We start from the raw sequence: 23,499 nt of genomic DNA on the forward strand, positions 1-23,499 counted from the left end.
AATATTTAAAAAGATTTATAACTTTCTTGCTGGAAGCGGTATTTATGATGAGTGAAGATTGCTTTGAACCCAATCTTTTAAAACTGCGGTCAAAATTTCATTCTAAAGAAATAGGTGCAATTACTTAGACTAGCAATTGCTTTTTTATACCAAAACACAAAATGGCTACGCCATTTTGTATTTTAAAAACCAAACCCAAGAAGAGGAGAGCGGCACTCTCCTCTTCTTGGGTTTTCGCTTGTGGCAGCTATATATGTTTTACAAGACAGTTTTCCCTCTCTTAGAATCACAACTCCAGTGGGGTATGATGGCAGATGTCTTAAATATGTCTTCTGTCCATTCTGGCTCTAAGTAAAGCTTGACATAAGAGCTAATCATAATGAAAACCCAAAGCCAGATCCTGCCCCGCCCACTATGCGGGTGGGACAGGATTATCGGTTTTAAGATTATTTATGCCTAGTTACTTAGCTTTATAAAAAGCGATCGCAAAAGTTATAAAAAATATGGGTAAACAAAGTCGCCTGCTTGCCTTTGTAATGGCAATTTTGATAGGGGCTGTGTATCTAATCATCAGCAATCCGCCGAAGTTAGGTTTGGATTTACGCGGTGGTGCACAGCTTACACTCCAAGCCAAAATTAATCCTGAACAGGGGATTAATGAAATTACACCGCGCATCATGGAAACTGCCAAGTTTGTGGTGGAACAGCGCATTAACGGCTTAGGAGTTTCTGAAGCAACGATTTTGCTGTCAGGTAATAATCAACTGGTGGTGCAACTTCCAGGGGTGAATAATCCTGCTCAAGCCGAGCGCGTCATTGGTACAACAGCTCAACTTGATTTTCGTAAGCAAAAGAAAGGTACGGAAAGTGAGCTGGGTGTAAGATTGCAATTGCAGCGCGCGGAATCAATTCAGCGTGAAATCCTGAAAAATTCTAACGATCAAAAGGCGATCGCTGAAAACGAAGCAGCCTATAAAAAAAGTATTGAAGACTTGAAGGGAATTTTTGAACGCACAGGCTTAACGGGCAATATGCTCAAGGATGCCGTTGCAGCGCCAACAGGAAATGGTCCCGATTCTTGGCAAGTAGCTCTAACCTTTGACGATAAAGGCGGTGATCTATTTGCCAAAACCACTAGCGAAATCGGTGGTACTGGTCGCGCTTTAGGAATTTTCCTAGACGATAAATTAATTAGCTCTCCATCCGTTGGTCCCGAATTTCAAGGTAAAGGTATTACAGGTGGTCGAGCAGTTATTACAGGCAACTTCACTTTAGATACCGCCAATGAACTTGCACTGCAATTACGTGCAGGAGCCTTGCCAGTGCCTGTGGAAATTGTGGAAAATCGCACAGTCGGGGCAACATTAGGTGCAGATAGCATTCTTAGCAGTATTTATGCAGGCGTTGCAGGGCTATTGCTAGTTTTGGTATTTATGGTGGTTTATTACCGCATTTTGGGTGTAGTTGCTGATATTGCGCTAATTACCTATGCGGTGATTACGTTTGCATCATTTAGCTTGCTGGGTGTGGTACTGACCTTACCAGGTATTGCAGGTTTTATCCTTAGTATCGGTATGGCTGTAGATGCGAACGTACTGATCTTTGAGCGAACTAGAGAAGAACTAAAAGCGGGACGTACACTTTATAAGTCCGTTGAAGCAGGTTTTTATCGCGCTTGGTCAAGCATTCTTGATAGTAATGTGACCACTTTGATTGCTTGTGGGACTTTGTTTTGGCTGGGTTCGGGCTTTGTAAAGGGATTTGCGGTAACTCTTGGTGTTGGCGTGCTGACTAGTATGTTTACCGCAGTTACTTTAAGCCGATCACTAATGCTAGCAATGATTAGTAATCCTAATTTCCGTAAGCCTGAATACTATGGTATGAAAGCTTTTGGCAAAATCTCCACAAATGCTGATATAGATGCGATCGCTGAAGAGAAAGCAAGCGACAAGAAAAACGACAATACTACAGGTGCGGTGTTATGAGATTAGACGTAATTAAGAATGCTCGCCTCTATGTTTCCATTTCCTCAGCCGTAATTTTGGCAGGGCTAGTGGCGATGGTGATTTCTTTTCAACAGCTAGGCTCACCTTTAAGACTGGGAATCGACTTTACTGGTGGTTCGAGCCTTACCCTTGGCTTAGCCTGTGGTGCGCCCAATACTTGCGGGAAGAAAATAGATATTGCCGTAGTGCGACAAGCGATCGAGAGTAAAGGCTTTGCTAATAGTGTCATCCAATCGGTTGAAGGCAAAGATCTTCAAGGTGTATCGGTACGAACAGCAAGACTATCAACGGAACAACGTGACAAGTTGCTGTCATCTATGACTGAGGCGCTGAAACAATATGGTGAAGTTGATGCTAAAAAGTCACAAATTGATGAAGTCGGACCCGCGATCGGTCAGCAAGCTCTGAATAATGGATTGTTAGCTTTAGCTCTCTCCTTCGCGGGTATTGGAATTTACCTAACATTTCGTTTCCAATCTGATTATGCTAGTTTCGCTCTCATTGCGCTGCTCCATGATGTGTTGGTCACCGCAGGTATATTTTCGATTCTTGGGTTAACGCTAGGCGTGGAAATCGACAGCCTATTTATTGTGGCTCTGTTAACTATTTGTGGGTTCTCAGTTAATGACACTGTCGTAATTTACGATCGCATTCGCGAAAATGTGAAGATCGATGCAGGTGCAACTAAGTTTAACGATCTAGTCAATGCCTCGGTTAATCAAACTTTAGGGCGATCGATGAATACCACCCTAACTTCTACGTTGCCCTTGATTGCTATCTTCTTATTTGGTGGGGCAACCCTGAGATTTTTCTCTCTAGCTTTGATTATTGGATTTTTATCTGGAGTTTATTCCAGCATTTTCAATGCCAGTATTTTTCTAGCATGGTGGCGTAGTCGCCAGACTCCAAAAATTAGTCAACAGCCACTAGAGTCAAACTAAATGACAAGGGCGGTGCAAAGCACCGCCTTTGTCATTAGAGCTATTATGTGAGTAAGTCTCTGGTATAAAACTATGACTATAACTACAAGTCGTAAGCTGACATTTGACGAATATCTAACCTATGACGATGGTACTAATGCGGATCTCCAGATTACAGTTGATGATGTTTTGAATGCAGATATATGAATTCTGATAATAGTGATTCTCTGGCGGAATCTAGCTCTGAGGTATTGATAGATCCGTTGCTAGAGCGTCAAGTTCAACGTCTAATCGAAGTACAAACCTATTTGCGATGGATATTTGATGGTTTTCTCTGGCTCACTGTCGGGACTGCAAGTATTTGGGCTTTGCGATCGGATATTGAGTTGTGGATTGCAGCTTTTACATGGGCGGCTGTACGCATTACCCTAGCTTATAATCGCTTGCCAATGATGGGCTTAGGAATATGTGTAGCGATGACTCTAGCTACTTTAGTTTGGCAGAGTTCGATTATTTTGTGGGGAGTTAATCAACGCGAGAAGCGATCGCTTGTCGATCAAGTAAAAAGGATTAAGGAAAAAGGAAAAAGGCATCCGTTGTGGCATTGGGTCTGTGAGGAAAAAATCTAATGGAAATCGCAAAGCGATTCCCATTTGAGGGAGTTCGCCCTGAAGGGGCGAACTCCCTCAAGATTTTTTATTTTTGTTTGAGAACTAGCAATGTAATGTCGTCGTAAATTTTTTGATTGCCAATATGCGATCGCAAATCATCTATAACTGCATGACGAATCTCCAGTGCTGATGCATCAACATTTTGGCAAACTACTTCACATAAACGATCTACACCATAGAGTTGTCGCTCTTCATTCTCGGCCTCAGTGATCCCATCTGTATATAGGACAACGACATCGCCCGCATGTAAATGAATATGTTTTTGATCCAGAAATCCAAAAATCTCTTCTTCTAATCCAATTGGAAATCCTAAATCAATCGTATCAAATCGTTCTAAAGTTCCATTTTTGCGTACCAAAATCATTTCTTCATGTTGACCACTCAAAATTAATTTGCCATGTTCATAGTCAATCAAAGATAGAGTTAAGTTCTTGTCAGATGACATTCTCTGCACATTACCGTAAATTGTGCGATTAAGGATATCGAGAAAGCGGACAGGATCATTTTCTTCACTTTGTAATAAGGTGCGTACCGCAGTCTGCACCATGATCATTAACATTCCGCTTTCCAGTCCATGTCCAGTTACGTCGCCTATCCCAATTTTAATCCGCCCGTTTTGTTGTAAAACATCATAATAATCCCCACCAACTTCCGCAGCAGGCTCCATAAATCCTGCAATATCTAATCCCGCAATTAGCTCTAGTTCTTGCTCCTTTGGTAAGATCATCTGCTGGAGTTTACGGGTTACATCCAGTTCACTACTCATTCGCAGATTTTCTAATTTAAGAAGATTGTTCAAAGCTAGAATTTGTTTGTTAGCTCCATCCAGTGCAATTTCCGCAATCTTCCGCTGGGTAATATCTTCGACAGTTCCTTCGTAATAAAGTACTTGACCATGTTCATCTCTTAAAGCTCTGACATTTTCACTAATCCAGATAGTCGTGCGATCTCGTTTATATATCTGTGACTCAAAATTAGTAATGGTATCATTTGCGTCCATTAGTACCTGAAACTGTTGCCGCCGATCGCGATCAACATAGAGTTGAGTCTTCACATCAACAATTTCTGCCAACATCTGCTCAACTGAATCAAAGCCGTAAATTCTTGCTAATGCAGGATTAACACTCAGATATCTACCATCGACGGTCGTTTGGAAAATTCCATCAACCGAGTTCTCAAAAATACTGCGATATTTTTCTTCGGACTCTCTGAGGGCGATCGCCACATTATTAAATGATCGCACAACCATCGATAGCTCATCTTTACTGTCAAGCTTAATAGAAATTGCCCCCCCTGATGTCATCTGTTTAGAAGCAATGTCTAACTGATGGACTGTTCGCATTACCGAAAGATAAAACCCCACAAATAGATAGATAATACTAACCATTACTATTGCCACAAACGTCAAAATAAATTGTTTGCGATCCTGAAATCCTTGAATGCGAGCCTTTAGTAAATCATCTAGATGTTCAATAATTTTCTGCCAGAGAGTAAAACTATCCTCTAAAGTTCTTTCCATCTCTTGATAATAAAAATTTTCAATTACAGAAATCTTATTGTCTTGACTTGAAAATTGACTAATATAAGTATTCACCTCACTGACACTGACAACAAAATTGCGGAGATGCACGGCCAAAGCATCGCGAAGATTACCACGAGGATTATTTTGAAAAGCCCGTTCTAGATTAGCTGCAAGTTCGCTGTTGTAATCACCCAGTAAACTAATTAGGGAAATTAGTCCCGCTTTTTTTTCGCTGGTCAGTTCTTGCTTAAATACAATTTCTGCTTCTGCGTACATCATTTTGTACAGTAGCTTTTGCATCTCAGGTAGTTTAACGGCGATCGCATCCATTAAGTAATAAGTGTCTAAGTCTGGGTCAAGAATTAGATTGGAAAAGTCAACTACATGTCTGCGAAACAGATTAATTTCTTCGAGCAGCGCATCGTGATTCCGAAATCCTAAAAATTCTTGTCCATCCAGCAAGCCCTGCCACTTAAACTTGATATCTCTGAGCCTCTCACTGGCTTGCATACCTTGCCCAAATTGGCGATCAATATCTGCAAGCTTAATGAATTCTTCCTCAATTTTCTTTTGTAATTTTGGTAAATCCTGAGATGAGGATGCTGTCTTTAAATCCTGAGAATTTTTATAAAACTGACGTTGTAAGATTAACTGCCTTTGGGGGATATATTGCCATAACTGATTGAGAGGACGCAGGTAAGCAGTGCCATAGATCTCTTTTTGCGTAAACTCTATGCGGCTATCTAGTTCCGATATTAGTAAAGTCATTACTAATGCTAATGGCAGCACAAATAATAGACTGATCAGAAAAAATTTCCGAGGATATTTCAGGCGATTCATAAGAGCGATCGCTGGTTTAAATAGAGTCATATTTTGCCTTGAAGTCAAGATGGTTAGCCCTTTGCACTGTTAATCGAGCCATGATTTTATAGGGAGCGCCAAGTTTCGGCAGGCATGATTAATCTCAGATTTACTATCCATTTTATAGCTGTTATCAGTCTTGATTATTACCATAAAACCAAAAAGATGAGATGTGGCGCGGCGCGCCACATCTCATCTTTTTGGTTTTATGGATAATGCGGGTGCGAAGCTCTGTATGTATCGATTTTTGATAGGAAGGCTGTAGAGATCTAGATCACAAATATATGGGGAACTTATCACAAAGCAGACAGTCATATTAGATTAAATCTAGGTTAAGATTAGGTTAATCAAAGTTAAATCATGCTTAGTTGCTTAGACCAGTAGTGATAAAAATATGTTTCTCATATCAAGGTGATGTGTTTTACAAATCTGTATACATTGCTTTGGCAGGATATTCCTAGACTATCTGGAGTCGCTCTTATTTGTAATCTTAAAGAGGGAAAATTATGTCTACAAACACCCAATGTCTGTTTCCACAGTCTCGTTACTACGGTAAATTTACGCCAGAGAACTTAGTGTTCAATGCTAATCTGCAAGAGTTTTCCCATCGTGTCGGTATCATTTGCGGTCTAGAAACAGGCGGTAAAATCTCATCACAGGAAGCGTACTTACAAGTCGCGGAGCTTTGGCAGCAGCTAGAACAATCGAAACAGAACCTCTTCACATGAAAGGAAAAAGCGGTGCATTACACCGCTTTTTCCTTTTTTGGGCGATCGCCCAAAGGTGATTGTGTGGATTTGCCAACAATTGGCTTAACTACTGGTGTAACGTTCCCCCTTAGTGCTAATCTTGTAAATGGCTCGGATCTATGCGATCGCAACGCCCGAATCGTGTCAGGGTCGGAAGACAGCAGCACTAAGGGATGCTTGAGATAGGCGTAGTACCCGGGCTACTTTTTTAGGTTTAGCAATGGGTTCAGGAGAGATTCATGGGTCGGGCGAAAAAAGTCGTACTTGCGTATTCGGGCGGCGTTGATACATCTGTTTGCATTCCTTATCTCAAGCAAGAATGGGGTGTTGAAGAAGTCATTACCCTTGCAGCAGACCTAGGACAAGGCGATGAGTTAGATCCCATCAAGCAAAAGGCTCTTGATTCAGGAGCATCGGTCTCTCTGGTCAGAGATGTAACTAAAGAATTTGTCACAGACTATGCTTTCCCATCGATTAAAGCTAACGCGCTTTATGAAAATCGTTATCCTCTAACTACGGCTCTAGCGCGTCCTCTGATTGCTAAGATTTTGGTGGAAGCAGCCGAAGAATATGGTGCTGATGCTGTAGCACATGGATGCACAGGCAAAGGCAATGACCAAGTAAGGTTTGATGTATCGATTGCCGCACTTAATCCTGATATTAAAGTGCTTGCTCCTGCTCGTGAGTGGGGTATGAGCCGCGAAGAAACGATCGCCTATGGTGAAAAATTCGGGATCGCTTCACCAGTCAAGAAGTCTTCACCCTTCAGTATTGATCGCAACTTGCTCGGTCGTAGCATCGAAGCTGGTCCTCTCGAAAATGCGTGGAATGAGCCACCTGAAGAAATTTATGCGATGACTAAGGCGATCGCCGATACCCCTGACGAGCCTACCTATACCGAAATTGGTTTCGAGAAAGGGCTTCCTGTTTCCATTGATGGTAAAGCCCTTGAGCCTGTGGAGTTGATTACTGCGCTTAATGCGATCGCAGGTAACAATGGATATGGGCGCATTGACATGGTTGAGAACCGCTTAGTGGGGATCAAGTCTCGTGAAATCTACGAAGCTCCCGCGATGTTGGTATTGATCCACGCTCACCGTGATCTTGAAAGCCTAGCTCTGCCTTCTGACCTCGCTCAATACAAGCGGGGTATCGAGGATACCTACGGCAAGATGATTTACAACGGGCTTTGGTATAGTCCGCTCAAAACTGCCCTTGATGCTTTCATTGATAGTAGCCAAGAGCGTGTATGTGGAACCGTGCGCGTCAAGTTCCATAAAGGCAGTGCGATTATTGTCGGTCGTCAGTCGGTGAACTCCCTCTATGACGAAGACTTGGCAACTTACACCAGTGCTGACCAGTTCGATCATAAAGCGGCTGAAGGCTTTATTTATGTCTGGGGTATGCCCATCCGTGTATGGGCGCAGAAAAATAGATAGTTTTGAGCTTTTGGCTTTTAACTTTCTTCTCGAGGCGGCGCTAAGCGCCGCCTTTTCTTTTTGGGTTGGATCAGGCTCAAGGCACTGTAAAATATCATAAAATTAGCAACTAACTGGCAAATTTTTCTATGACAAAAGTACCTCTACCCGATGAGCGCATTCTCTTTAAAGGTCATCCTGCGGTTATTGGGAGTGTGACAAGAGTGCTGGTTTCGATTTTTACCTTAGGTATTGGTGCGCTCTGGTATTGGTTGCAGTCGATCAATACGCAATATCTGATTACATCACAAAGAATTGTTATAGAACGGGGAGTTTTCTCAAAAGATATCGAAACTCTAGAAATTTACCAAGTTGATGATATTCAGTTAGAGAAGCCTCTAAATCAGCGCATCATGGGTACTGGAAATATGCTGTTGCTGACCCGTGATATCTCTGCTCCTAAAATACTATTAGAGCGCTTACCGATTGATGTAAGGGAGCTATACGAGCAGATGCGTCCTTGTATTCAGCAAGCAAGATTTCGCTTTCATGTCCGTGATGAAGAAAACCCTAGAGAATTTCCTTAAGCTAATAGCAAAGGCGGCGCTTCGCGCCGCCTTTGCTATTAGCGTCTTAATTTATTTGGCGATCGCCATAAAACTCAAGCTAAACTAGTTAAAGCGTCTTAACTAGTGCCAAGTTTCGTAACAATGACTTCATCATCGATTTCAGTTCGTGAATTGCCGCTGTTCCCTTTACCTGAGTTGGTACTATTTCCGGGACAGTCTCTACCGCTTCATATTTTTGAGTATCGCTATCGTATGATGATCAATACGGTGCTGGAAAGCGATCGCATGTTTGGGGTATTAATGTGGGACTCAGAGACGGGCAAACCTGCAAATATTGGCTGTGTCGCCCAAATCGTGCAGTATCATCGTTTGCCAGATGATCGCTTTAAACTTTTGACCATGGGACAACAGCGTTTTCGAGTGTTGGAATATGTGCGCGAAACTCCCTATCGAGTAGGTTTAGTGGAATGGATTGAAGATGAGCCTAGTAATGATGCACCATTTTTATTAGCAACAGAAGTGCGTGAGTTGCTTAATGATGTGATCCGTCTATCGCAAAAGCTTACCGATCAAGAAATAGAGTTACCGAAAATCCCCCGTAGTCCAATCGAATTGTCCTATTGGGTAGCCAGCAATTTTCAGGGTGCAAGTCTAGAGCAGCAATCATTATTGGAAACCCTTGATACGGCTGCAAGGTTGCGACGTGAGGCTGAGATTTTATCTTCCACTAGAAGTCAATTAGCGGCTCGGACAGTTTTGAAAGACACCTTCAAGGAAATTTAACGCTAGTACAGTTAAGACATAAAGATTGCAGCGCTTTGCGCTCAAACCCAAACCAAGAAATTTTTGAAAGGATTGCTTCGCAATCCTTTCAAAAATTTCTTGTGATTCATTGGATTGATAATTGCTGTAAAAAGAGGTGGCAGTGCAAAGTGCTGCTGCTATTTTATGAATGGCGATACATTATGGCGATGTTAATGGCGATCGCTATAACGCATAGGAGATAATAGGCTTGAATTCTTAGGAGAAATAACCGTGAAGATCGGCGTACCGAACGAAATTAAAGATCGTGAGTTTCGGGTGGGAATGACACCTGCGGGCGTAGCGACATTAACTGCGCGATCGCACCAAGTTTTTATAGAGACAAATGCTGGACTTGGTTCTGGTTTTAGTGATGATGAATATATCCAAGCAGGCGCAAAAATTGTTGCAACTCCTCAAGAGGTTTACGCTCAAGAAATGGTGGTCAAAGTCAAGGAGCCTTTGCCTAGTGAATATGCATTGCTCCACAAAGAATTAATTCTGTTTACCTATCTGCATCTCGCAGCCGATCGCCGATTAACGGAAGCTTTAATCAAGTCAGGTGCAACCTGTATCGCTTACGAAACGGTGCAATTAGATAATGGACAATTACCTTTACTTGTGCCGATGAGCATTATCGCTGGTCGCTTATCAGTGCAATTTGGAGCGCATTATTTAACGATTCAACAAGGTGGTAGCGGTGTCTTGTTGGGAGGCATCCCTGGGGTGAAATCTGGTCATGTGGTGGTTCTGGGTGGTGGTGTAGTTGGCACTGAAGCGGCAAGAATGGCGATCGGTTTGGGAGCAAGGGTAACGATTTTAGATGTCAATCTCAATCGTCTTGGTGAATTGGAAGCTCTCTTTGGTTCACGGGTGCAGTTGTTGTATAGCAATGCTAGTAATATCGCCGAGTCAGTAATATCTTCTGATCTCGTCATTGGCGCGGTGTTAATTACTGGAAAACGCGCACCGACTTTAGTAAAACGAGAACTTGTTCAAAAAATGCGATCGCATTCTGTAATTGTTGATGTGGCAGTCGATCAAGGTGGTTGTATTGAAACGGTAAGAACTACCTCCCATACATCTCCTGTCTATGAAGAAGAAGGAGTCCTGCATTATGGCGTGCCGAATATGCCGGGGGCTGTACCTTGGACTGCCACGCAAGCTTTGGTTAATGCCACGCTTCCCTATACTTGTGCTTTAGCGGATTTTGGTTTGGAGGCAATTAAACGCGATCGCACTTTGGCAAAAGGTGTCAATGTTCAGAATGGTCAAATCGTTTATGCTGCTGTTGCAGAAGCATTTCCCGATCTGCCAAAAGTTTAGATCCTTTAGCCTAAAAGTGGCGCTTTGTGCCGCTTTTAGGTATAGAGTAACCATGCAAATTTGCCAATACCTAACCCAAAATATAAAGCGATCGCCGTTACAAATAACAAACTAGAACCAATCATTAAAAGGTAATCAGGAATGGTTAAAGCGGACTCATGCAAATAGGTGCGATTGGAACTACCTGAAAAAGCTTTTGATTGCAGGACAATTTCTAACTTTTGTGACTTTGAGAGCGAATTTAAAATCAAAGGTACGGCAACTTTGGCATAGACCTGCGCTTTTTTTAGCCATCCCATTTTCTCAAAGTTTAGACCACGTAAGCGCTGTGACTCAATGATTGATTGCACTTCCTCCAATAAAAGAGGTACAAACCGCAAGGTTGATGAAAAGATAAACACTACTTTGTAAGGGATTTTGGCACGTACCATGCCCACCGTCATTTGATTAACATCTGTCGTAAAAATTGCTAACGGAATCACTAAAATCATCGTCAGGGTCTTAAAGACAATATTCAATCCGTAGAGCGTTCCCTCTAAACTCATTTTCGCCCCACCAATTAGCCACCATGTTTGTGGCAAAATCAATAGAGGCGTTAGTTCTGATTTACTCGTAAGTAATTTAACCTGCTCCACATTAAAAAATCCCATACTTAAAATCAGAAAAATGTAAAAAGGAATCATCACCTTTAAAATAGTTCCTAAATAATTGAGCCTAACTCCAGCTAGAACACAGGAAGCAATTACACTCAGCATCAAAATCCCACCTGCGATCGGGCTTTCCCAAAGAAAGGCAAGGATAGTAACTGAGAGCATCACTACTAACTTAGAACGAAAATCTAAGTGGGTAAATAGAGAGTCATATTTAACGGTTTGGAGTTTCATTCTTTCTCTAGTAATGCAGTTAAATTTAAGCTATTTAAGATGCTTGATTTAATTGGACGCTTATCGTCCCCAAAAATTTGAGATGAGTAGAAAGAGATAGCTTGCTCTGAGGTTAGCAGTTCAAAGGTCTTATGGGCAAGTTGTTCATCATTAAATCCTAACTCAGATCTTGCACCATTCCCAAAAGTGTTAAGTGGGAATAGGTTTGAGAACAATTACAAAGCCATGACGAGCAGCAATATCAGCACTAATTTGGATATATTTGAGAAGTTTCTACCAAAGAACAGAAGGGAATAAAACCGAAATGGTTAAATCAGAGGCATATTCCCAGTCCAAGACAGGAGGAAGCGACCATTGAGTGCTCCAGTGAGCCAAAAGATAAGCAATCAGAGATAGAATCAGCCAACGAAAAACGCCAAGTTTTGTAGACTGCCCAAAACAATGCAAACCAAAACGATGATTGATGGTTTCTTCAAAACCATCAATCGCCCAACACTTACGTCTAACATCACCAGATAAGCGCCAGAATAAGGATGAGAAGAGACCACAAAGCGTAACTCCCTTTTACTATCAGCTCTTTTGAGCCAGAACCAAGAGATTGTCAAAGGCTTAGTTAGCCCTTCCAGTAAAATTTGTTGTCCGCGTTTGCCATGGCGATAAAGCTGTTTGACGGTACGTCCATCTTGAAGTTTACGATTGTTGCGTACCAACAACGATACCCCAAGACTTGGCGCGGACAGCATTGAAAAACTTCACCGTACTAAATTCTGTACCAGAGAAAAATCCAACTTGTTCATGAAAAATTTGACGGATTTCTAGGTGTATGGGTGCAATTAATAGTTCTGATCTAGCTTTTTCGGTATTGATGGCATTGGCAATGGAGAGATCACGTTTGAGGGTTTGTTGCAGATAGTCACTGGCTGAATATCCACAAATAGATTTTCCGATTCTTTCACCATCAAGCTAAATTTTTCCTGTACTTTTGTGATCGTTTTAAATTCGCTGTATGACATCGGTATTAAGTCTCACTTTACTAGAGCGATCGCGCTACTAATCTTTAGTTTAACGTACTGAAACAAGCTGTAATGATAACTATCACCAGTTTGCAATATATTGATTTGGAAAATATTCGTTTAATGATCTATTTTTAGATAATGGCTTAAAAGCCTTATGCCTCAAAAAGTACAGTGAATTTTTTGCCAACTAAAAAACTTTCCACAAAATTTACCCAAAAAGCCAAATTAGTGTGTTAGGATGAATCCAAGCAGTCAAATTAGTGTGTTTGGGTATATGAGGATCGTTAACAGACAACCCATAAATGTTGAGCTACTAACGCTCGATGATGGTACTCAAAAGATCGCTTGGGATATCAAGCAACTCCAGTCTTTATTGGGTATCAGTGATTTGCTCCATCAGGAAGAATTATCTTCCGCAGAAAATACAGGAGTTAATTCTTCTGGCATACCAACGATTGAGACGGTAATTGCGATATTAGATGAACTTGGTTTAAAGGATTTATACGAAGTTAGATATCGTAAACAGTACGCAACGATTATTCCTAAGACTGATTCTAAGCGTCCAAAAGTTGCTATGTACGTTGTGCAGCAACAATCAGAACTTGCCTTATCTATTCATGAAAGAATATGGAGTGGTCATCAAGTTAAAATTTATTGGTATGAGTGGCAAGACTATGGTCACCATGATGGAGAGAATGAAGAAATTAGCAGAGAATTATATATTCCAGTCTCTGAGAAGCCCGATTTTGTTGGTAGATTGACTGAAGTAATGAAAGACAAAGAACCACGTGTATCCATTTTTGAAGAAAATTTATATTCAACCGACAACTCTTTTTCCTTTGAGTTGCCTTATTCTGGATATGCTCCAGTATTTAAAGATATGCTCGAACAGAATATTTGCTATGAGTTGACTACAGATCAACGCTTTCCATCAACTTCTAGAATTTCTCTGTCTGATATTTCACCACTTACAAGCTTTCTGTCTGAAATAAAGGCTAATATTGAAACTTTCTTCCGTTCAAATGGAGAAAAACCTGAAAACTCATTTAAGGAGGTTAAGATCATCAAACCTGAGCCAAAATCCTATGAAGATTTTGAATTTTAAACAACAACTATAGCCATTACAAATCGAGAATATAGTATGTACACAAGCCAAGTTCAAGAAGGAAAATCTTTTCTTCATCAGGGACAAATTTGCTTAATGGAATTGATTGAAGGGGTTTTGCAAGATAAAACTCAATACCGTTTATTTCCTGAAGTTTCCCTTGCGCGTATAGTTCAGAAAAATGGACTAGAAGCAAGTCTCCATTATGAATTACAGAGATTTATCAAGAGCTGTAGCTCTCTCGATATTTTGATTTGTCGCCATGAAGCTATGTTTTCTTTACCTGTAATCGCGATAGAACGCCAAAGCCCTTATCATGACTTACCTGATAGACAAGAGGCAGATCGCAAAAAAGCAGCAATTCTCAGAAAAGCAGAACTTCCATTAATTTATGCCGACGAACCATCTAAAGGTATTGTCCGCTTTGCCAAAGCTGAGCAACCTCAAAATATTTGCTGTGAAGTGAATGTTTATCGAGGTCTAGGACGTGATAAATTGCGCGATTTCTTGCTGTCAGTGATGGAAGAAAATCATGAAAAAATTTCTTAATTTAGATCTTTAGAAGTGATTTCCTGACGTGCCATAGCAGCCAGATTATCCCATTGATCATCCGTTGTCTTAGAAAAACGAGCCTTCCAAGATTTTTCGTCTTCTATTTCCGCAAGAAAACGGGCAGCGATCGCATCTTGCTCATCAGCAGGAAGTATTTTTAATTGCTCAATCACACGTTCAAGTAATTCAGTCATGGCTCAGACCTCTTGTTATTGAAGAGTTACGATACATCTATTATTTATTACCTTGATTTAGAATTTTTTACCTAGTTCTTATTCATTAGAGTAAAACAATCATCTTGAGTTAATTTACTTCAAATCTCACATCCATACCCGCACGCACCAACATCATCACCAACTTATCAATACTAAACCTCTCAATATCACCATTCATCAAATCACTAATCCGAGGCTGAGTTTCACCAAAAAACAAAGCAGCTTGCTTTTGCGTCCATCCTTGAGACTGAATGAATCGCTTAATATTCAACATCAAGTCAGCCCGAATTTTGAGATTGAGAGCCTCTTCAGGAGCAAACCCCAAATCTTCAAACACATTCGTCCCACCTTGAATAACTTCAGAAATTTGATTCTGGGTCATTTATTTTTTTGATTTGTTACCATGCTAATATACCTTATTTGGCATACTAGCATGGTAATATTTAAGCAGCAAACAGGAGGCGATCGCTTGTGTGTTAGAGGTATTGATGATTGAGGCGATCGCTTGAAGTTTTTAGGGATTTAAGATTTTGCAGTTGTGACATAAGACTTGTGAGCTTCTGCATAAATCTTTAATGCGACTGACATTTGCTGAGATGCATTTTCGCCTTGTGATTGGAACCATGCAAAGGTTTCGGGATCGATTTGAACTGATGTTGTAATTTGTTTAGGCGTTCTTAATTTTGCTTTAGCCCAAAAATCTGCTGATAGTGGCGGAATATCTATAGAATGCTATCCGCAAAAAGGTAATCCCACATTTGGTAAGCCTTAGCATTATTCAAGATGCTCACACAGCCTAATCTAGTTTTATTACTACCGCAATCACTGCATAATAGAGATAAAACCAGTGAAGATAATCCTGCAAGTTAAGTGGATTGTCTTGGTTACACAGAGCAAGCAATTGAGTTAGTAATGCATTTTATTGATCGAGTTACGATACATGTCAAGTCTGGTGATGGTGGCGATGGGCTAGTTGCATTTCGCCGCGAGAAATATGTGCCTGCAGGTGGCCCTGCGGGTGGTAATGGTGGCAATGGTGGCTCGGTGATCTTACAAGCAACAACCGATCTGCAAACCCTTCTAGACTTTCGCTTCGAGAATATTTTTAAAGCTGAAGATGGCGAACGTGGTGGTCCCAGCAATATGACGGGTCGCAAGGGTAGCGATCGCGTGATCAAAGTCCCTGTCGGTACAGTGGTGATGAATGAAGAAACAGGCGAGGTTTTAGGCGATCTGACTGAGGTTGATCAAACTTTGTTTGTGGCGAAAGGTGGTAAAGGCGGCTTGGGCAATAAATACTTTTTGAGCAATCAAAATCGCGCCCCTGACTACGCTTTACCTGGATTACCAGGGGAAGAACTTAATCTTTATTTAGAACTAAAGCTAATTGCCGAAGTCGGGATCATTGGTTTACCGAATGCGGGTAAATCGACGTTGATTTCTGTTGTATCGGCAGCCCGTCCCAAGATTGCTGATTATCCTTTCACTACGCTCGTGCCAAACTTGGGTGTCGTCTCTAAACCGTCAGGTGATGGGATCGTATTTGCGGATATTCCAGGATTAATCGAAGGTGCATCTGAGGGGATTGGCTTGGGGCATGACTTTTTGCGCCATGTGGAACGCACAAAACTATTAATTCATTTGATCGATGTCACTCAAGATGATCCCCTAGCGGCTTATCACACCATTCAAGAAGAGCTAGATGCTTATGGGCATGGCTTAGCTGATAAACCACAAATTCTGGCTCTGAATAAGATTGATGCCATGTTGCCTGAAGATGTGGAGGCGATCGCCGCGCAGTTTGATCTACCGATTCTCGCCATTTCGGCGGCTTCCAAAAAGGGGCTAGATAAGCTTTTGCAATCAGTCTGGAAAACCTTGGAAAAATTCGATCAGCAAAATCCATAAAAAAGGCGGTGCAATGCACCGCCTTTTTTATTTGAACATGAAGAAATTGCCAAAGGCTCCTACTGTGGTTACTTTTTTGTTAGGCATATCAGTTTCATAAAGACTGAGTACTACAAAACTTTGCTGCTTAGTCGAGTTTTCAACCAATAACTTGATCGCACCTTTCCCCTGAGAGATCACAAATTTGCATGATTGCTGAGCCGCGATCGGGATATTATCTCCAGCACAAATGGAGGTTTTACCCGTTTCCGAGAATTGCTCAGTTGCGTACTCGATGTAACGCTCTTTACTAGGATTGCTAACAGCCATTACGCCAACGACTACAGCAGCACCAATCAAAATTACTTGTAATTTCATAATCAAATCAGACAATGGGCTTAAGCCCATTGTTCCTTAAATTTCTAAGTGTGTTAACTTTACCGAATAATTTCTACAAAAAGTAGCATGTATAGCAAAGCAAGTTTTGCCGAGGACATAAAACCCAAGAATCGAGTGGCGGCGCGAAGCGCCGCCACTCGATTCTTGGGTTTTGGTTTGTACTAGCTAACTCTTTTTTTGCTATACAAGGTCTATCCTACTTTTTGATCGGCGCGATCGCATCTTGGCTAATTTGACATATTTCACGATGACAATGACCGTTGCTTGCCACGATCGTTCCCCACTGACGCAATTCGAGATTGTTATAGGACAGCAATGACAAATCAGAATGAGTAAGTTGTCCGCCAGCCTCCGTCAAGATAATTTCAGGAGCGCAATAGTCCCAATCCTTAGGCGCAGATTTGCCTGAAACAGAGATATAGACATCAGCATTACCTGAGGCGATCGCCGCAAATTTACCGCCAATGCTACCAACCGCAATTTCGGCAGCCTTGGGCAATTGCTGAAGAATACTTTCGAGTTGATAATTGCGATGGCTACGACTTGCCACTACCACCATTTGATTGAGTTCGACTTTATTAGAAACTTGGATACGTTGCTGCAAACCATCTCTAGTCTCGATATATGCCCCATTGCCTAACATGCCCTGAAATAGGCGATCTTGGGCAGGAGTTGCCACGAGTCCTAGGACAGGACGTTGGCGATAGGTCAAGCCAATATGCACCGCAAACTCATTAGTCCGACGAATAAAGTCACTCGTGCCATCCATCGGATCAATGATCCATACCCATTCATGTTCGAGGCGATCGATATTGTCCTCAGTTTCTTCGCTCAGGTACGCAAAATTATCTGTGCCAAAGGATTGCTTAAGCTGGCTCAAAATGAAATCATTGGCAGCCAAATCTGCGGAAGTCACATTGCCCTCTTCGCCCCCCTTAAACGTGATTTCTAAGTCTTGAGGCTCTTGATAGTACTTCATCAGAATATCTCCTGCACCCCAAGCGATCGGGCGAGCAAGCGACATAATTTCGTTTAAATTCAGCATCTTGAATTTTGGTGAAGCGAATGATTGCTTCTATTCTGTAACCAAAAGCCAAAAAGAAGCAAGTAGGTAAAGCCCCTTGCTCCTTATTTATTCGCCCCCTAGCCCCCAATTCTAAGGGAACAAGAAAATAAAATTTTTTCAAAGCCCCCCAGAATTGGAGAATTTAGGGGACTTAGATACATTGAAATATAGACAGAGAGACTTGTGTGTACCCGTTATTTTTTTAAGGGAGGATTGGGGGATCTAGGCAATTCTTAAATGACTTCTAAGACATAAAACCAAAAGATAATGGCGGCGCTAAGCGCCACCATTATCTAAAAAACTGGGTACAAAGCGTCCAGTTTTCTATGTCGATAAAATCTAACCGCAGCCGCAACCAGATTTTTGACAACCTGCTGATCCTTCAGGATGTCCATCGGCACAAGCTTTGCTGCAATATGGTTTGCCATTTGCCATGATCGCCGTGTCTAGGGAGACGGTACAAGTACATTTAGGGCAAGCGCATTTAGTTTCCGTGAGAGTTGTCATTTATTTAATCCTATTCAATTGAATTTATTATATATGAATATACGTTCATATATCAAGGTGAATTAAAAAAGCGATCACTTTTTTTGTAAAATGTAACAATGCTAAATTCTTCTGCACTTTCCATTGAGCACTTGCCTACTTGCGATCTCCATGCGATCGCCCCTGAAGCATTACAGGATTTAGTTAATGAGATTTTGCCAGCCGAGAAAGCGCAAGCCATGGCGGAATTTTTCGGAATGTTGAGCGATCCTAATCGTCTGCGGATTCTCTCAGTTTTATCCAAGCAGGAGCTTTGCGTTCATGATCTTGCGGCTGTAGTAGGCATGAGTGAGTCGGCGGTATCTCATCAGTTGCGAGTTTTACGCACCATGCGTTTAGTTAGCTATCGCAAAAGTAAGCGCAAAGTCTATTACCAACTCCTCGATCACCATGTTTTAGAACTTTATCGCTCCGTTTCTGAACATTTGGATGAGTAAACAAACAAGACAACATAGGGCGCAAAGCGCCGTATGTTGTCTTGTAAAACAACTTTTTGTCTTGTTTTGGAGTCGCCGTGCTAACCTTGTAGCAAATTTTTTATCCTGCTGACCTCCTCAAATAGCCAATGGAAATAACATCATCCTTAGATGCAAATCCACTACTAACACCAAGCCTAGATTCAAGTACAGATGCAGGTACGGATGCGAATCAACCCTCTCGTTTGCCCAATCCTCGCTTGAATGCTTCTACGAGCAAGCCTACTTTGGTGCGAGAGTCGTCACCAAGCATTTTGACCGAGGAATTAGCAGGGATAAAACTTTCACATACCAAACAAAAAGGGGATTGTTTATATCTTTATAGTCAAGATCGAGAGGTCACCTGTGCAACCAAGATATTAGAGGCGATCGCCCCAAGCACACAGGATTTAGAAAGTTCAGTTTTATATGCCGAAGGAATCCACCGTCTGAAGTTGCATGGCAATGCATGGGCGTTAGGACTGGATTTGCCGATCGCCCCATCGGCAATCATCGCTGCCGAAATTATCGCCGCATTATTGACCAACTTCCGTCAAGATCCGCAACTAGCCCCAAAACTTGCTCAAACTAAGCTGAAGTTGCTGCTCCAAAATAACTGCCTAAATTTACTATGTGAGACGCGCACTGCGATTTTGCAAGCAGAGATAGTGCTGCCTATGTTAAATACTTTGCGAACCGTGAGTGCATCAGAATATTTTCAATCAGTAACAGTATCCAGCCGCGTCATCGGTGAGAAAAAACCGAGTTGGTCGTTTGAAATTGACTTGTTAGCGATCGGGATACAGAACTCCAGTAATGACGAATTAGCAACGATCGAAGATGAACAAGAGCAAAGCATTGAGTTTATTAGTGAAGATGTAAATGAAGCTAATGCTTGGCAGAAACTAAGCGGATATGCAGGGACGAAATTACTGGCGGTCGGACAAGCTATCTTTGGACTGAAATGGCTAGGACAAACTGAACCGAAGATGCTCTCCTTATCTGCTTGTATGGCAAGCTTAGCGATCGGTATTGGTTCAACGATCGCCATTGATCGGACGCTGAGTAATTACGCTCAGCCCGAGCAGTCAACCAAATTTATCATCGCCGATTCCAAACTTGATGTACCAGTCAACCTGCCAGAAACCTCTCCTGAAAAGGGGCTTATCAAAAAACCTGCTCCCAATTTTAATATTGCTTTATTCAATGAAAAATTAGCCCTGCTGGATTGGCAGACCACCAATAAACAGCGATCGCCAGAAGTTTTAATTGTGGGTAGTTCGAGAGCTTTGCGGGGCATCGAACCAAAAACCTTAGAAAAAACACTGATCAACAAAGGCTACAAAAATATCAGCGTCTTCAATCTTGGTATTGATGGTGCAACTGCTAAGGTGGTGAACCTGCAAATTACGCAAATACTCTCACCGTCTCAACTACCACGTCTAATTATTTGGGCTGATGGATTGAGAGCTTTTAATAGTAGTCGCAATGATCTTACCTATGAGGAAATTACGGCTTCGGTTGGCTATAAGCAATTGCAGGAAACCCTCAAAAATACAGATCGGAATCTTGATCCTATAGCTAATCAAAGTGCGATCGCGACCACATCACCAAGTCCGATCGCCACATCCTTTGACCTTCTTTTTACTACCTTTTCTAAACGGCAAGAAATTCGGACTTCGCTAGTCAAGAAATTTGATCGTAATACGCATATGCTCAGCAATAGCGAAGCCTTAATTGCGGCGACCATGCCCAGCACCGTCACTGCTCTTGACTCCAAAGGCTTTGTCTCTTTTGATGTCACCTTCGATCCCAACACCTATTTCCAAAAATTCCCCCAAGTCCCTGGGGATTACGATCTTGACTATCGCAACTTTGAGACCAATGGTTCCCAATTCGAGGCTTTTGCCAATGTAGTTGATTTTTGTCGCCGCAATAATATCGAGCTTTTGGTCGTGAATATGCCCTTACATGCCACCTATCTCGATCAAATTCGCACTCAATATGAAGCTAATTTCAATGGCAGAATGCAAGAACTTTCCTTACGTGAAGGTTTTACCTATCTCGATCTTTCCCAAGCGATTCTCAATCAAGCTGACCTTTTTTCAGATCCTAGCCACTTAAATCAAAAAGGGGCGATCGCCATCTCTCAATTGCTTGCTCAAAATCCCAAAGTTCGATGGCAAGTCCTCATCAAGAATGGGAGATAGCGCTTTGTAATATCTCCCATTCTTAGGGAGAATTTTTTATGTAGGCGATCACCCAAATTTTTAGCTTATTTTGTAAAACTATGAAACACTTGTGCTATTTTTGCCCAATATAGTTATGCAAACAGCTATGATCGCCTTACATTGCTTTGCGATCGCACCTCATATTACTTTGCGATCGCAAAATCTAATCTCACTTGGGTAATGAACTCTTAGGAAATCTTGGGCTTATGAATACATCAGATCAAGCGCCAACCACCGCCGCAAGCAGAAATAAAACTAAAGCTCTGGCAAAACGGGGAGGTCGAACTCCCTTCGAGAGCAAACTGATTCAAGCAGGACATGCCACCTCCGACCAGTTCGATCGCGCTGTCAAAGATAGCCAAGAACAAAATGTTCCATTCCTCAGCGTCCTAGAGCAAATTCTGGGGCAGCAACTGGCTCCAGACATTACCCGCTATTACAAGCGCCAACAACTTTTTGAACTGCGGGTTCTTTACGGCATTGAACCGATCGATCCCGATGTCGAAATTGACAAATTTGATATTCCCACTCTCAGCGCTTTACTCGACTCTAACATTATTCCAATTTCCACTTGTCGGGACTGCGAAGTATTACCGCTAGTTAAGACTGAAAATAGCATTACGATCGCTGTAGTCTCTCCCGACAGCTACAAAGTCCAAAATGAGATTGCTCGCCTACTTAAAAACATCACAATCGTTCGGCGCGTGATCTCCCGTGAAGATTTTCATCGCACCTTTGACAATATTGTTCAATTTCAAGTTAACAAGAGTGCTAAGGCTGAAGGAGCAATCAGCGACGAAGATCTCCAAGTTAAAGATGATGTTTTTAGCGAAGATATCACTGGCGCAGATGATGGCGATGAACTCATGGTGGGCGGCGAAAATTCCGCTCCAATCATCAGTCTCGTCGATAAAATTCTCGTTAAAGCGCTCAAAGAAGGATGTTCAGATATCCACATCGAGCCACAAGAAAAAGACCTTTGCATCCGTCTTCGTAAAGATGGCGTACTGCGCGAATACTTCTTCCTGAGTGAAGGCAAGCGCTTACCACGTAACATCGTCAATGCTGTCATCTCGCGCTTTAAGATTATCTCCAACCTGAATATTGCTGAAAAGCGCGTCCCTCAAGATGGCAAACTGAAGCGCAACTTCCAAGGTCGGCGGGTGGATTTCCGCGTCAATACCTGTCCCACTCAAAATGGGGAAAAAGTAGTTTTGCGGATTCTGGATAACTCCAATACGCAGCTTGGACTCAACAAGCTGATCAGCGATCCTGAAAGCTTGGAACTGATGCAAAGCTTTGCCAAACGCCCCTATGGATTGATCTTGGTTACAGGTCCCACAGGTTCAGGCAAGACTACCACCCTATACTCGACTCTTGCTGAATGTAATGATCCTGGTATCAACATCAGTACTGCTGAAGATCCTGTTGAATATAACTTACCTGGTTTGACTCAGTGCCAAGTCCTGCGTGAAAAGGGGATGACCTTTGCCAGCATTCTCCGCGCCTTCTTACGGCAAGATCCTGACGTAATCCTTGTTGGTGAAACACGAGATGCGGAAACAGCGAAAACGGCGATCGAGGCGGCGCTAACAGGTCACTTAGTTCTCACGACACTACACACCAACGATGCACCTAGCAGTATTGCTCGCCTCGAAGAAATGGGCGTAGAGCCATTTATGGCAAGCACCGCGATCATTGGTGTTCTTGCCCAACGTCTACTTCGCCGAATCTGTGACAACTGCCGCATTCCTTACAATCCTAGCCAAGAAGAACTCGATCGCTTCGGGTTACCCAGCAGCGATCTTGAAAGAACCTTCTACCGAGCCAATATCGTCAACCGCGATGCCATGCTGCCCGGACAACGAGTATGTCCAAAATGTAGTGGTTCTGGGTACAAAGGGCGTGCAGGGGTATACGAGATCATGAAAATGACCGAACGCTTGCAAAGTGCGATCAACAAAGGTGCAACTACCGAAGTAATCAAAGAAATTGCTGTCCAAGAGGGCATGAAAACTCTTATGGCATACGCCTTTGACTTGGTACGACAAGGAGCAACTACTCTAGATGAGGTGCTGCGAGTTGTATATACAGACAAAGGACGTGAAGCAGAAGAACGCGCCCGACGCGGCAAAGGACTGGAATGTGACAACTGTGATGCTATGCTCACACCCGAAACAATTGAATGCCCGTACTGCACCACGCCGAGAACTTTCTAGATAGTATTTGAGCCTTGCGCGAAGCGCAAGGCTCAAATACTGGTTTTAAAGTTTGCGCTTATCGCAGTTTTTAGAGGCTAT

Annotated in this window: 23 protein-coding genes, 1 other RNA gene and 1 pseudogene; 15 read left to right on the forward strand and 10 right to left on the reverse strand. The window is 42.2% G+C overall.

Going from position 1 to position 23,499, the window contains the following annotated elements:
• The first annotated feature begins 503 nt into the window (after nt 1–503).
• From secD to B9G53_RS01950, 3 genes are all read left to right on the forward strand, one after another.
• Nucleotides 504–1,985 (forward strand): protein translocase subunit SecD, encoded by a 1,482-nt coding sequence (gene secD, locus B9G53_RS01940; RefSeq protein ID WP_094528638.1) that lies wholly within the window; start codon nt 504–506, stop codon nt 1,983–1,985.
• On the forward strand, nt 1,982–2,947 hold the full coding sequence (secF, locus tag B9G53_RS01945) for a protein translocase subunit SecF (RefSeq protein ID WP_094528639.1): 966 nt from the start codon (nt 1,982–1,984) through the stop codon (nt 2,945–2,947). The genes secD and secF overlap by 4 nt, the downstream gene beginning before the upstream one ends.
• Before the next feature lie 182 nt (nt 2,948–3,129).
• The gene (locus B9G53_RS01950) at nt 3,130–3,555 is read left to right on the forward strand and encodes a hypothetical protein (RefSeq protein WP_094528640.1); all 426 of its coding nucleotides are present in this window, start codon (nt 3,130–3,132) and stop codon (nt 3,553–3,555) included.
• Nucleotides 3,556–3,622: 67 nt separating this feature from the next.
• On the opposite strand, the gene B9G53_RS01955 is transcribed toward B9G53_RS01950, so the two are convergent.
• A complete protein-coding gene (locus B9G53_RS01955) occupies nt 3,623–5,989 on the reverse strand; it encodes a SpoIIE family protein phosphatase (protein ID WP_094528641.1) in 2,367 nt (788 codons plus the stop codon).
• 497 nt (nt 5,990–6,486) lie between these two features.
• On the opposite strand from B9G53_RS01955, the gene B9G53_RS01960 reads away from it, so the two are divergent.
• From B9G53_RS01960 to ald, 6 genes are all read left to right on the forward strand, one after another.
• Nucleotides 6,487–6,708, forward strand: a complete 222-nt coding sequence (locus B9G53_RS01960; protein WP_176453053.1) for a hypothetical protein — start codon at nt 6,487–6,489, stop codon at nt 6,706–6,708.
• Between the two features lie 129 nt (nt 6,709–6,837).
• An RNA gene (gene ffs, locus B9G53_RS01965) (signal recognition particle sRNA small type) lies at nt 6,838–6,934 on the forward strand.
• 34 nt (nt 6,935–6,968) lie between these two features.
• Nucleotides 6,969–8,168, forward strand: a complete 1,200-nt coding sequence (locus B9G53_RS01970; protein ID WP_094528643.1) for an argininosuccinate synthase — start codon at nt 6,969–6,971, stop codon at nt 8,166–8,168.
• A 128-nt stretch (nt 8,169–8,296) separates the two neighbouring features.
• On the forward strand, nt 8,297–8,734 hold the full coding sequence (locus B9G53_RS01975) for a PH domain-containing protein (RefSeq protein ID WP_094528644.1): 438 nt from the start codon (nt 8,297–8,299) through the stop codon (nt 8,732–8,734).
• A 123-nt stretch (nt 8,735–8,857) separates the two neighbouring features.
• Nucleotides 8,858–9,499 (forward strand): LON peptidase substrate-binding domain-containing protein, encoded by a 642-nt coding sequence (locus tag B9G53_RS01980; RefSeq protein WP_094528645.1) that lies wholly within the window; start codon nt 8,858–8,860, stop codon nt 9,497–9,499.
• Nucleotides 9,500–9,751: 252 nt separating this feature from the next.
• A complete protein-coding gene (ald, locus tag B9G53_RS01985) occupies nt 9,752–10,843 on the forward strand; it encodes an alanine dehydrogenase (RefSeq protein WP_094528646.1) in 1,092 nt (363 codons plus the stop codon).
• A gap of 35 nt (nt 10,844–10,878) precedes the next feature.
• Here the strand turns inward: ald and B9G53_RS01990 are convergent, their stop codons facing one another.
• The 4 genes and pseudogenes from B9G53_RS01990 to B9G53_RS02005 form a co-directional block, all read right to left on the reverse strand.
• The gene (locus B9G53_RS01990) at nt 10,879–11,727 is read right to left on the reverse strand and encodes an energy-coupling factor transporter transmembrane protein EcfT (RefSeq protein WP_094528647.1); all 849 of its coding nucleotides are present in this window, start codon (nt 11,725–11,727) and stop codon (nt 10,879–10,881) included.
• A pseudogene (locus B9G53_RS28905) lies at nt 11,724–11,888 on the reverse strand (SAM-dependent methyltransferase); the annotation flags it as partial. The pseudogene B9G53_RS28905 and the gene B9G53_RS01990, both read right to left, overlap by 4 nt.
• A 237-nt stretch (nt 11,889–12,125) precedes the next feature.
• A complete protein-coding gene (locus tag B9G53_RS02000; protein ID WP_176453054.1) occupies nt 12,126–12,470 on the reverse strand; it encodes a hypothetical protein in 345 nt (114 codons plus the stop codon).
• A 90-nt stretch (nt 12,471–12,560) separates the two neighbouring features.
• Nucleotides 12,561–12,740, reverse strand: a complete 180-nt coding sequence (locus tag B9G53_RS02005) for a hypothetical protein (RefSeq protein WP_217901490.1) — start codon at nt 12,738–12,740, stop codon at nt 12,561–12,563.
• A gap of 277 nt (nt 12,741–13,017) precedes the next feature.
• Here B9G53_RS02005 and B9G53_RS02010 point away from each other — a divergent pair, with 277 nt between their 5' ends.
• Entirely contained in the window at nt 13,018–13,848 is an 831-nt protein-coding gene (locus B9G53_RS02010; RefSeq protein WP_141211676.1) for a hypothetical protein, read from the forward strand.
• Between the two features lie 36 nt (nt 13,849–13,884).
• On the forward strand, nt 13,885–14,397 hold the full coding sequence (locus B9G53_RS02015; protein WP_094528650.1) for a DUF2726 domain-containing protein: 513 nt from the start codon (nt 13,885–13,887) through the stop codon (nt 14,395–14,397).
• Here B9G53_RS02015 and B9G53_RS02020 read toward each other — a convergent pair.
• Both B9G53_RS02020 and B9G53_RS02025 read right to left on the reverse strand, forming a co-directional pair.
• Nucleotides 14,394–14,594, reverse strand: coding sequence for a hypothetical protein (locus B9G53_RS02020; RefSeq protein WP_094528651.1), 201 nt, complete (start codon nt 14,592–14,594; stop codon nt 14,394–14,396). The two genes, B9G53_RS02015 and B9G53_RS02020, sit on opposite strands and share 4 nt — an antisense overlap.
• Before the next feature lie 109 nt (nt 14,595–14,703).
• Entirely contained in the window at nt 14,704–14,997 is a 294-nt protein-coding gene (locus B9G53_RS02025; RefSeq protein WP_094528652.1) for a helix-turn-helix domain-containing protein, read from the reverse strand.
• A gap of 530 nt (nt 14,998–15,527) precedes the next feature.
• Between B9G53_RS02025 and obgE the strand changes: the two genes are divergently transcribed.
• Nucleotides 15,528–16,523 carry a GTPase ObgE gene (gene obgE / locus B9G53_RS02035; protein WP_094528750.1) on the forward strand — a complete coding sequence of 332 codons (996 nt, stop codon included), beginning with the start codon at nt 15,528–15,530 and terminating at the stop codon, nt 16,521–16,523.
• 27 nt (nt 16,524–16,550) lie between these two features.
• Here the strand turns inward: obgE and B9G53_RS02040 are convergent, their stop codons facing one another.
• The 3 genes from B9G53_RS02040 to B9G53_RS02050 all read right to left on the reverse strand — a co-directional run bounded on the left by B9G53_RS02040 (nt 16,551) and on the right by B9G53_RS02050 (nt 18,474).
• Complete coding sequence (locus B9G53_RS02040; protein ID WP_176453055.1) at nt 16,551–16,880, reverse strand: DUF4359 domain-containing protein; 330 nt, start codon at nt 16,878–16,880, stop codon at nt 16,551–16,553.
• 217 nt (nt 16,881–17,097) lie between these two features.
• Complete coding sequence (locus B9G53_RS02045) at nt 17,098–17,925, reverse strand: 3'(2'),5'-bisphosphate nucleotidase CysQ (RefSeq protein ID WP_254923510.1); 828 nt, start codon at nt 17,923–17,925, stop codon at nt 17,098–17,100.
• 381 nt (nt 17,926–18,306) lie between these two features.
• Complete coding sequence (locus B9G53_RS02050; protein ID WP_094528655.1) at nt 18,307–18,474, reverse strand: metallothionein; 168 nt, start codon at nt 18,472–18,474, stop codon at nt 18,307–18,309.
• 98 nt (nt 18,475–18,572) lie between these two features.
• Between B9G53_RS02050 and B9G53_RS02055 the strand changes: the two genes are divergently transcribed.
• The 3 genes from B9G53_RS02055 (at nt 18,573) to B9G53_RS02065 (ending at nt 23,418) form a co-directional block, all read left to right on the forward strand.
• A complete protein-coding gene (locus B9G53_RS02055; RefSeq protein WP_094528656.1) occupies nt 18,573–18,950 on the forward strand; it encodes a metalloregulator ArsR/SmtB family transcription factor in 378 nt (125 codons plus the stop codon).
• A 128-nt stretch (nt 18,951–19,078) separates the two neighbouring features.
• On the forward strand, nt 19,079–21,178 hold the full coding sequence (locus B9G53_RS02060) for a D-alanyl-lipoteichoic acid biosynthesis protein DltD (RefSeq protein ID WP_094528657.1): 2,100 nt from the start codon (nt 19,079–19,081) through the stop codon (nt 21,176–21,178).
• 227 nt (nt 21,179–21,405) lie between these two features.
• Complete coding sequence (locus B9G53_RS02065) at nt 21,406–23,418, forward strand: GspE/PulE family protein (RefSeq protein ID WP_094528658.1); 2,013 nt, start codon at nt 21,406–21,408, stop codon at nt 23,416–23,418.
• The last annotated feature ends 81 nt before the right edge of the window (nt 23,419–23,499 follow it).

Source organism: Pseudanabaena sp. SR411, assembly GCF_002251945.1.
Taxonomy (GTDB): Bacteria; Cyanobacteriota; Cyanobacteriia; order Pseudanabaenales; family Pseudanabaenaceae; genus Pseudanabaena.

Coding starts and splice junctions, on each gene's coding strand:
- secD (WP_094528638.1), top strand. CDS start 504: ATGGGTAAACAAAGTCGCCTGCTTGCCTTTGTAATGGCAATTTTGATA.
- secF (WP_094528639.1), top strand. CDS start 1,982: ATGAGATTAGACGTAATTAAGAATGCTCGCCTCTATGTTTCCATTTCC.
- B9G53_RS01950 (WP_094528640.1), top strand. CDS start 3,130: ATGAATTCTGATAATAGTGATTCTCTGGCGGAATCTAGCTCTGAGGTA.
- B9G53_RS01955 (WP_094528641.1), bottom strand. CDS start 5,989: ATGACTCTATTTAAACCAGCGATCGCTCTTATGAATCGCCTGAAATAT.
- B9G53_RS01960 (WP_176453053.1), top strand. CDS start 6,487: ATGTCTACAAACACCCAATGTCTGTTTCCACAGTCTCGTTACTACGGT.
- B9G53_RS01970 (WP_094528643.1), top strand. CDS start 6,969: ATGGGTCGGGCGAAAAAAGTCGTACTTGCGTATTCGGGCGGCGTTGAT.
- B9G53_RS01975 (WP_094528644.1), top strand. CDS start 8,297: ATGACAAAAGTACCTCTACCCGATGAGCGCATTCTCTTTAAAGGTCAT.
- B9G53_RS01980 (WP_094528645.1), top strand. CDS start 8,858: ATGACTTCATCATCGATTTCAGTTCGTGAATTGCCGCTGTTCCCTTTA.
- B9G53_RS01990 (WP_094528647.1), bottom strand. CDS start 11,727: ATGAAACTCCAAACCGTTAAATATGACTCTCTATTTACCCACTTAGAT.
- B9G53_RS02000 (WP_176453054.1), bottom strand. CDS start 12,470: ATGCTGTCCGCGCCAAGTCTTGGGGTATCGTTGTTGGTACGCAACAAT.
- B9G53_RS02005 (WP_217901490.1), bottom strand. CDS start 12,740: ATGTCATACAGCGAATTTAAAACGATCACAAAAGTACAGGAAAAATTT.
- B9G53_RS02010 (WP_141211676.1), top strand. CDS start 13,018: ATGAGGATCGTTAACAGACAACCCATAAATGTTGAGCTACTAACGCTC.
- B9G53_RS02015 (WP_094528650.1), top strand. CDS start 13,885: ATGTACACAAGCCAAGTTCAAGAAGGAAAATCTTTTCTTCATCAGGGA.
- B9G53_RS02020 (WP_094528651.1), bottom strand. CDS start 14,594: ATGACTGAATTACTTGAACGTGTGATTGAGCAATTAAAAATACTTCCT.
- B9G53_RS02025 (WP_094528652.1), bottom strand. CDS start 14,997: ATGACCCAGAATCAAATTTCTGAAGTTATTCAAGGTGGGACGAATGTG.
- obgE (WP_094528750.1), top strand. CDS start 15,528: ATGCATTTTATTGATCGAGTTACGATACATGTCAAGTCTGGTGATGGT.
- B9G53_RS02040 (WP_176453055.1), bottom strand. CDS start 16,880: ATGAAATTACAAGTAATTTTGATTGGTGCTGCTGTAGTCGTTGGCGTA.
- B9G53_RS02045 (WP_254923510.1), bottom strand. CDS start 17,925: ATGTCGCTTGCTCGCCCGATCGCTTGGGGTGCAGGAGATATTCTGATG.
- B9G53_RS02050 (WP_094528655.1), bottom strand. CDS start 18,474: ATGACAACTCTCACGGAAACTAAATGCGCTTGCCCTAAATGTACTTGT.
- B9G53_RS02055 (WP_094528656.1), top strand. CDS start 18,573: ATGCTAAATTCTTCTGCACTTTCCATTGAGCACTTGCCTACTTGCGAT.
- B9G53_RS02060 (WP_094528657.1), top strand. CDS start 19,079: ATGGAAATAACATCATCCTTAGATGCAAATCCACTACTAACACCAAGC.
- B9G53_RS02065 (WP_094528658.1), top strand. CDS start 21,406: ATGAATACATCAGATCAAGCGCCAACCACCGCCGCAAGCAGAAATAAA.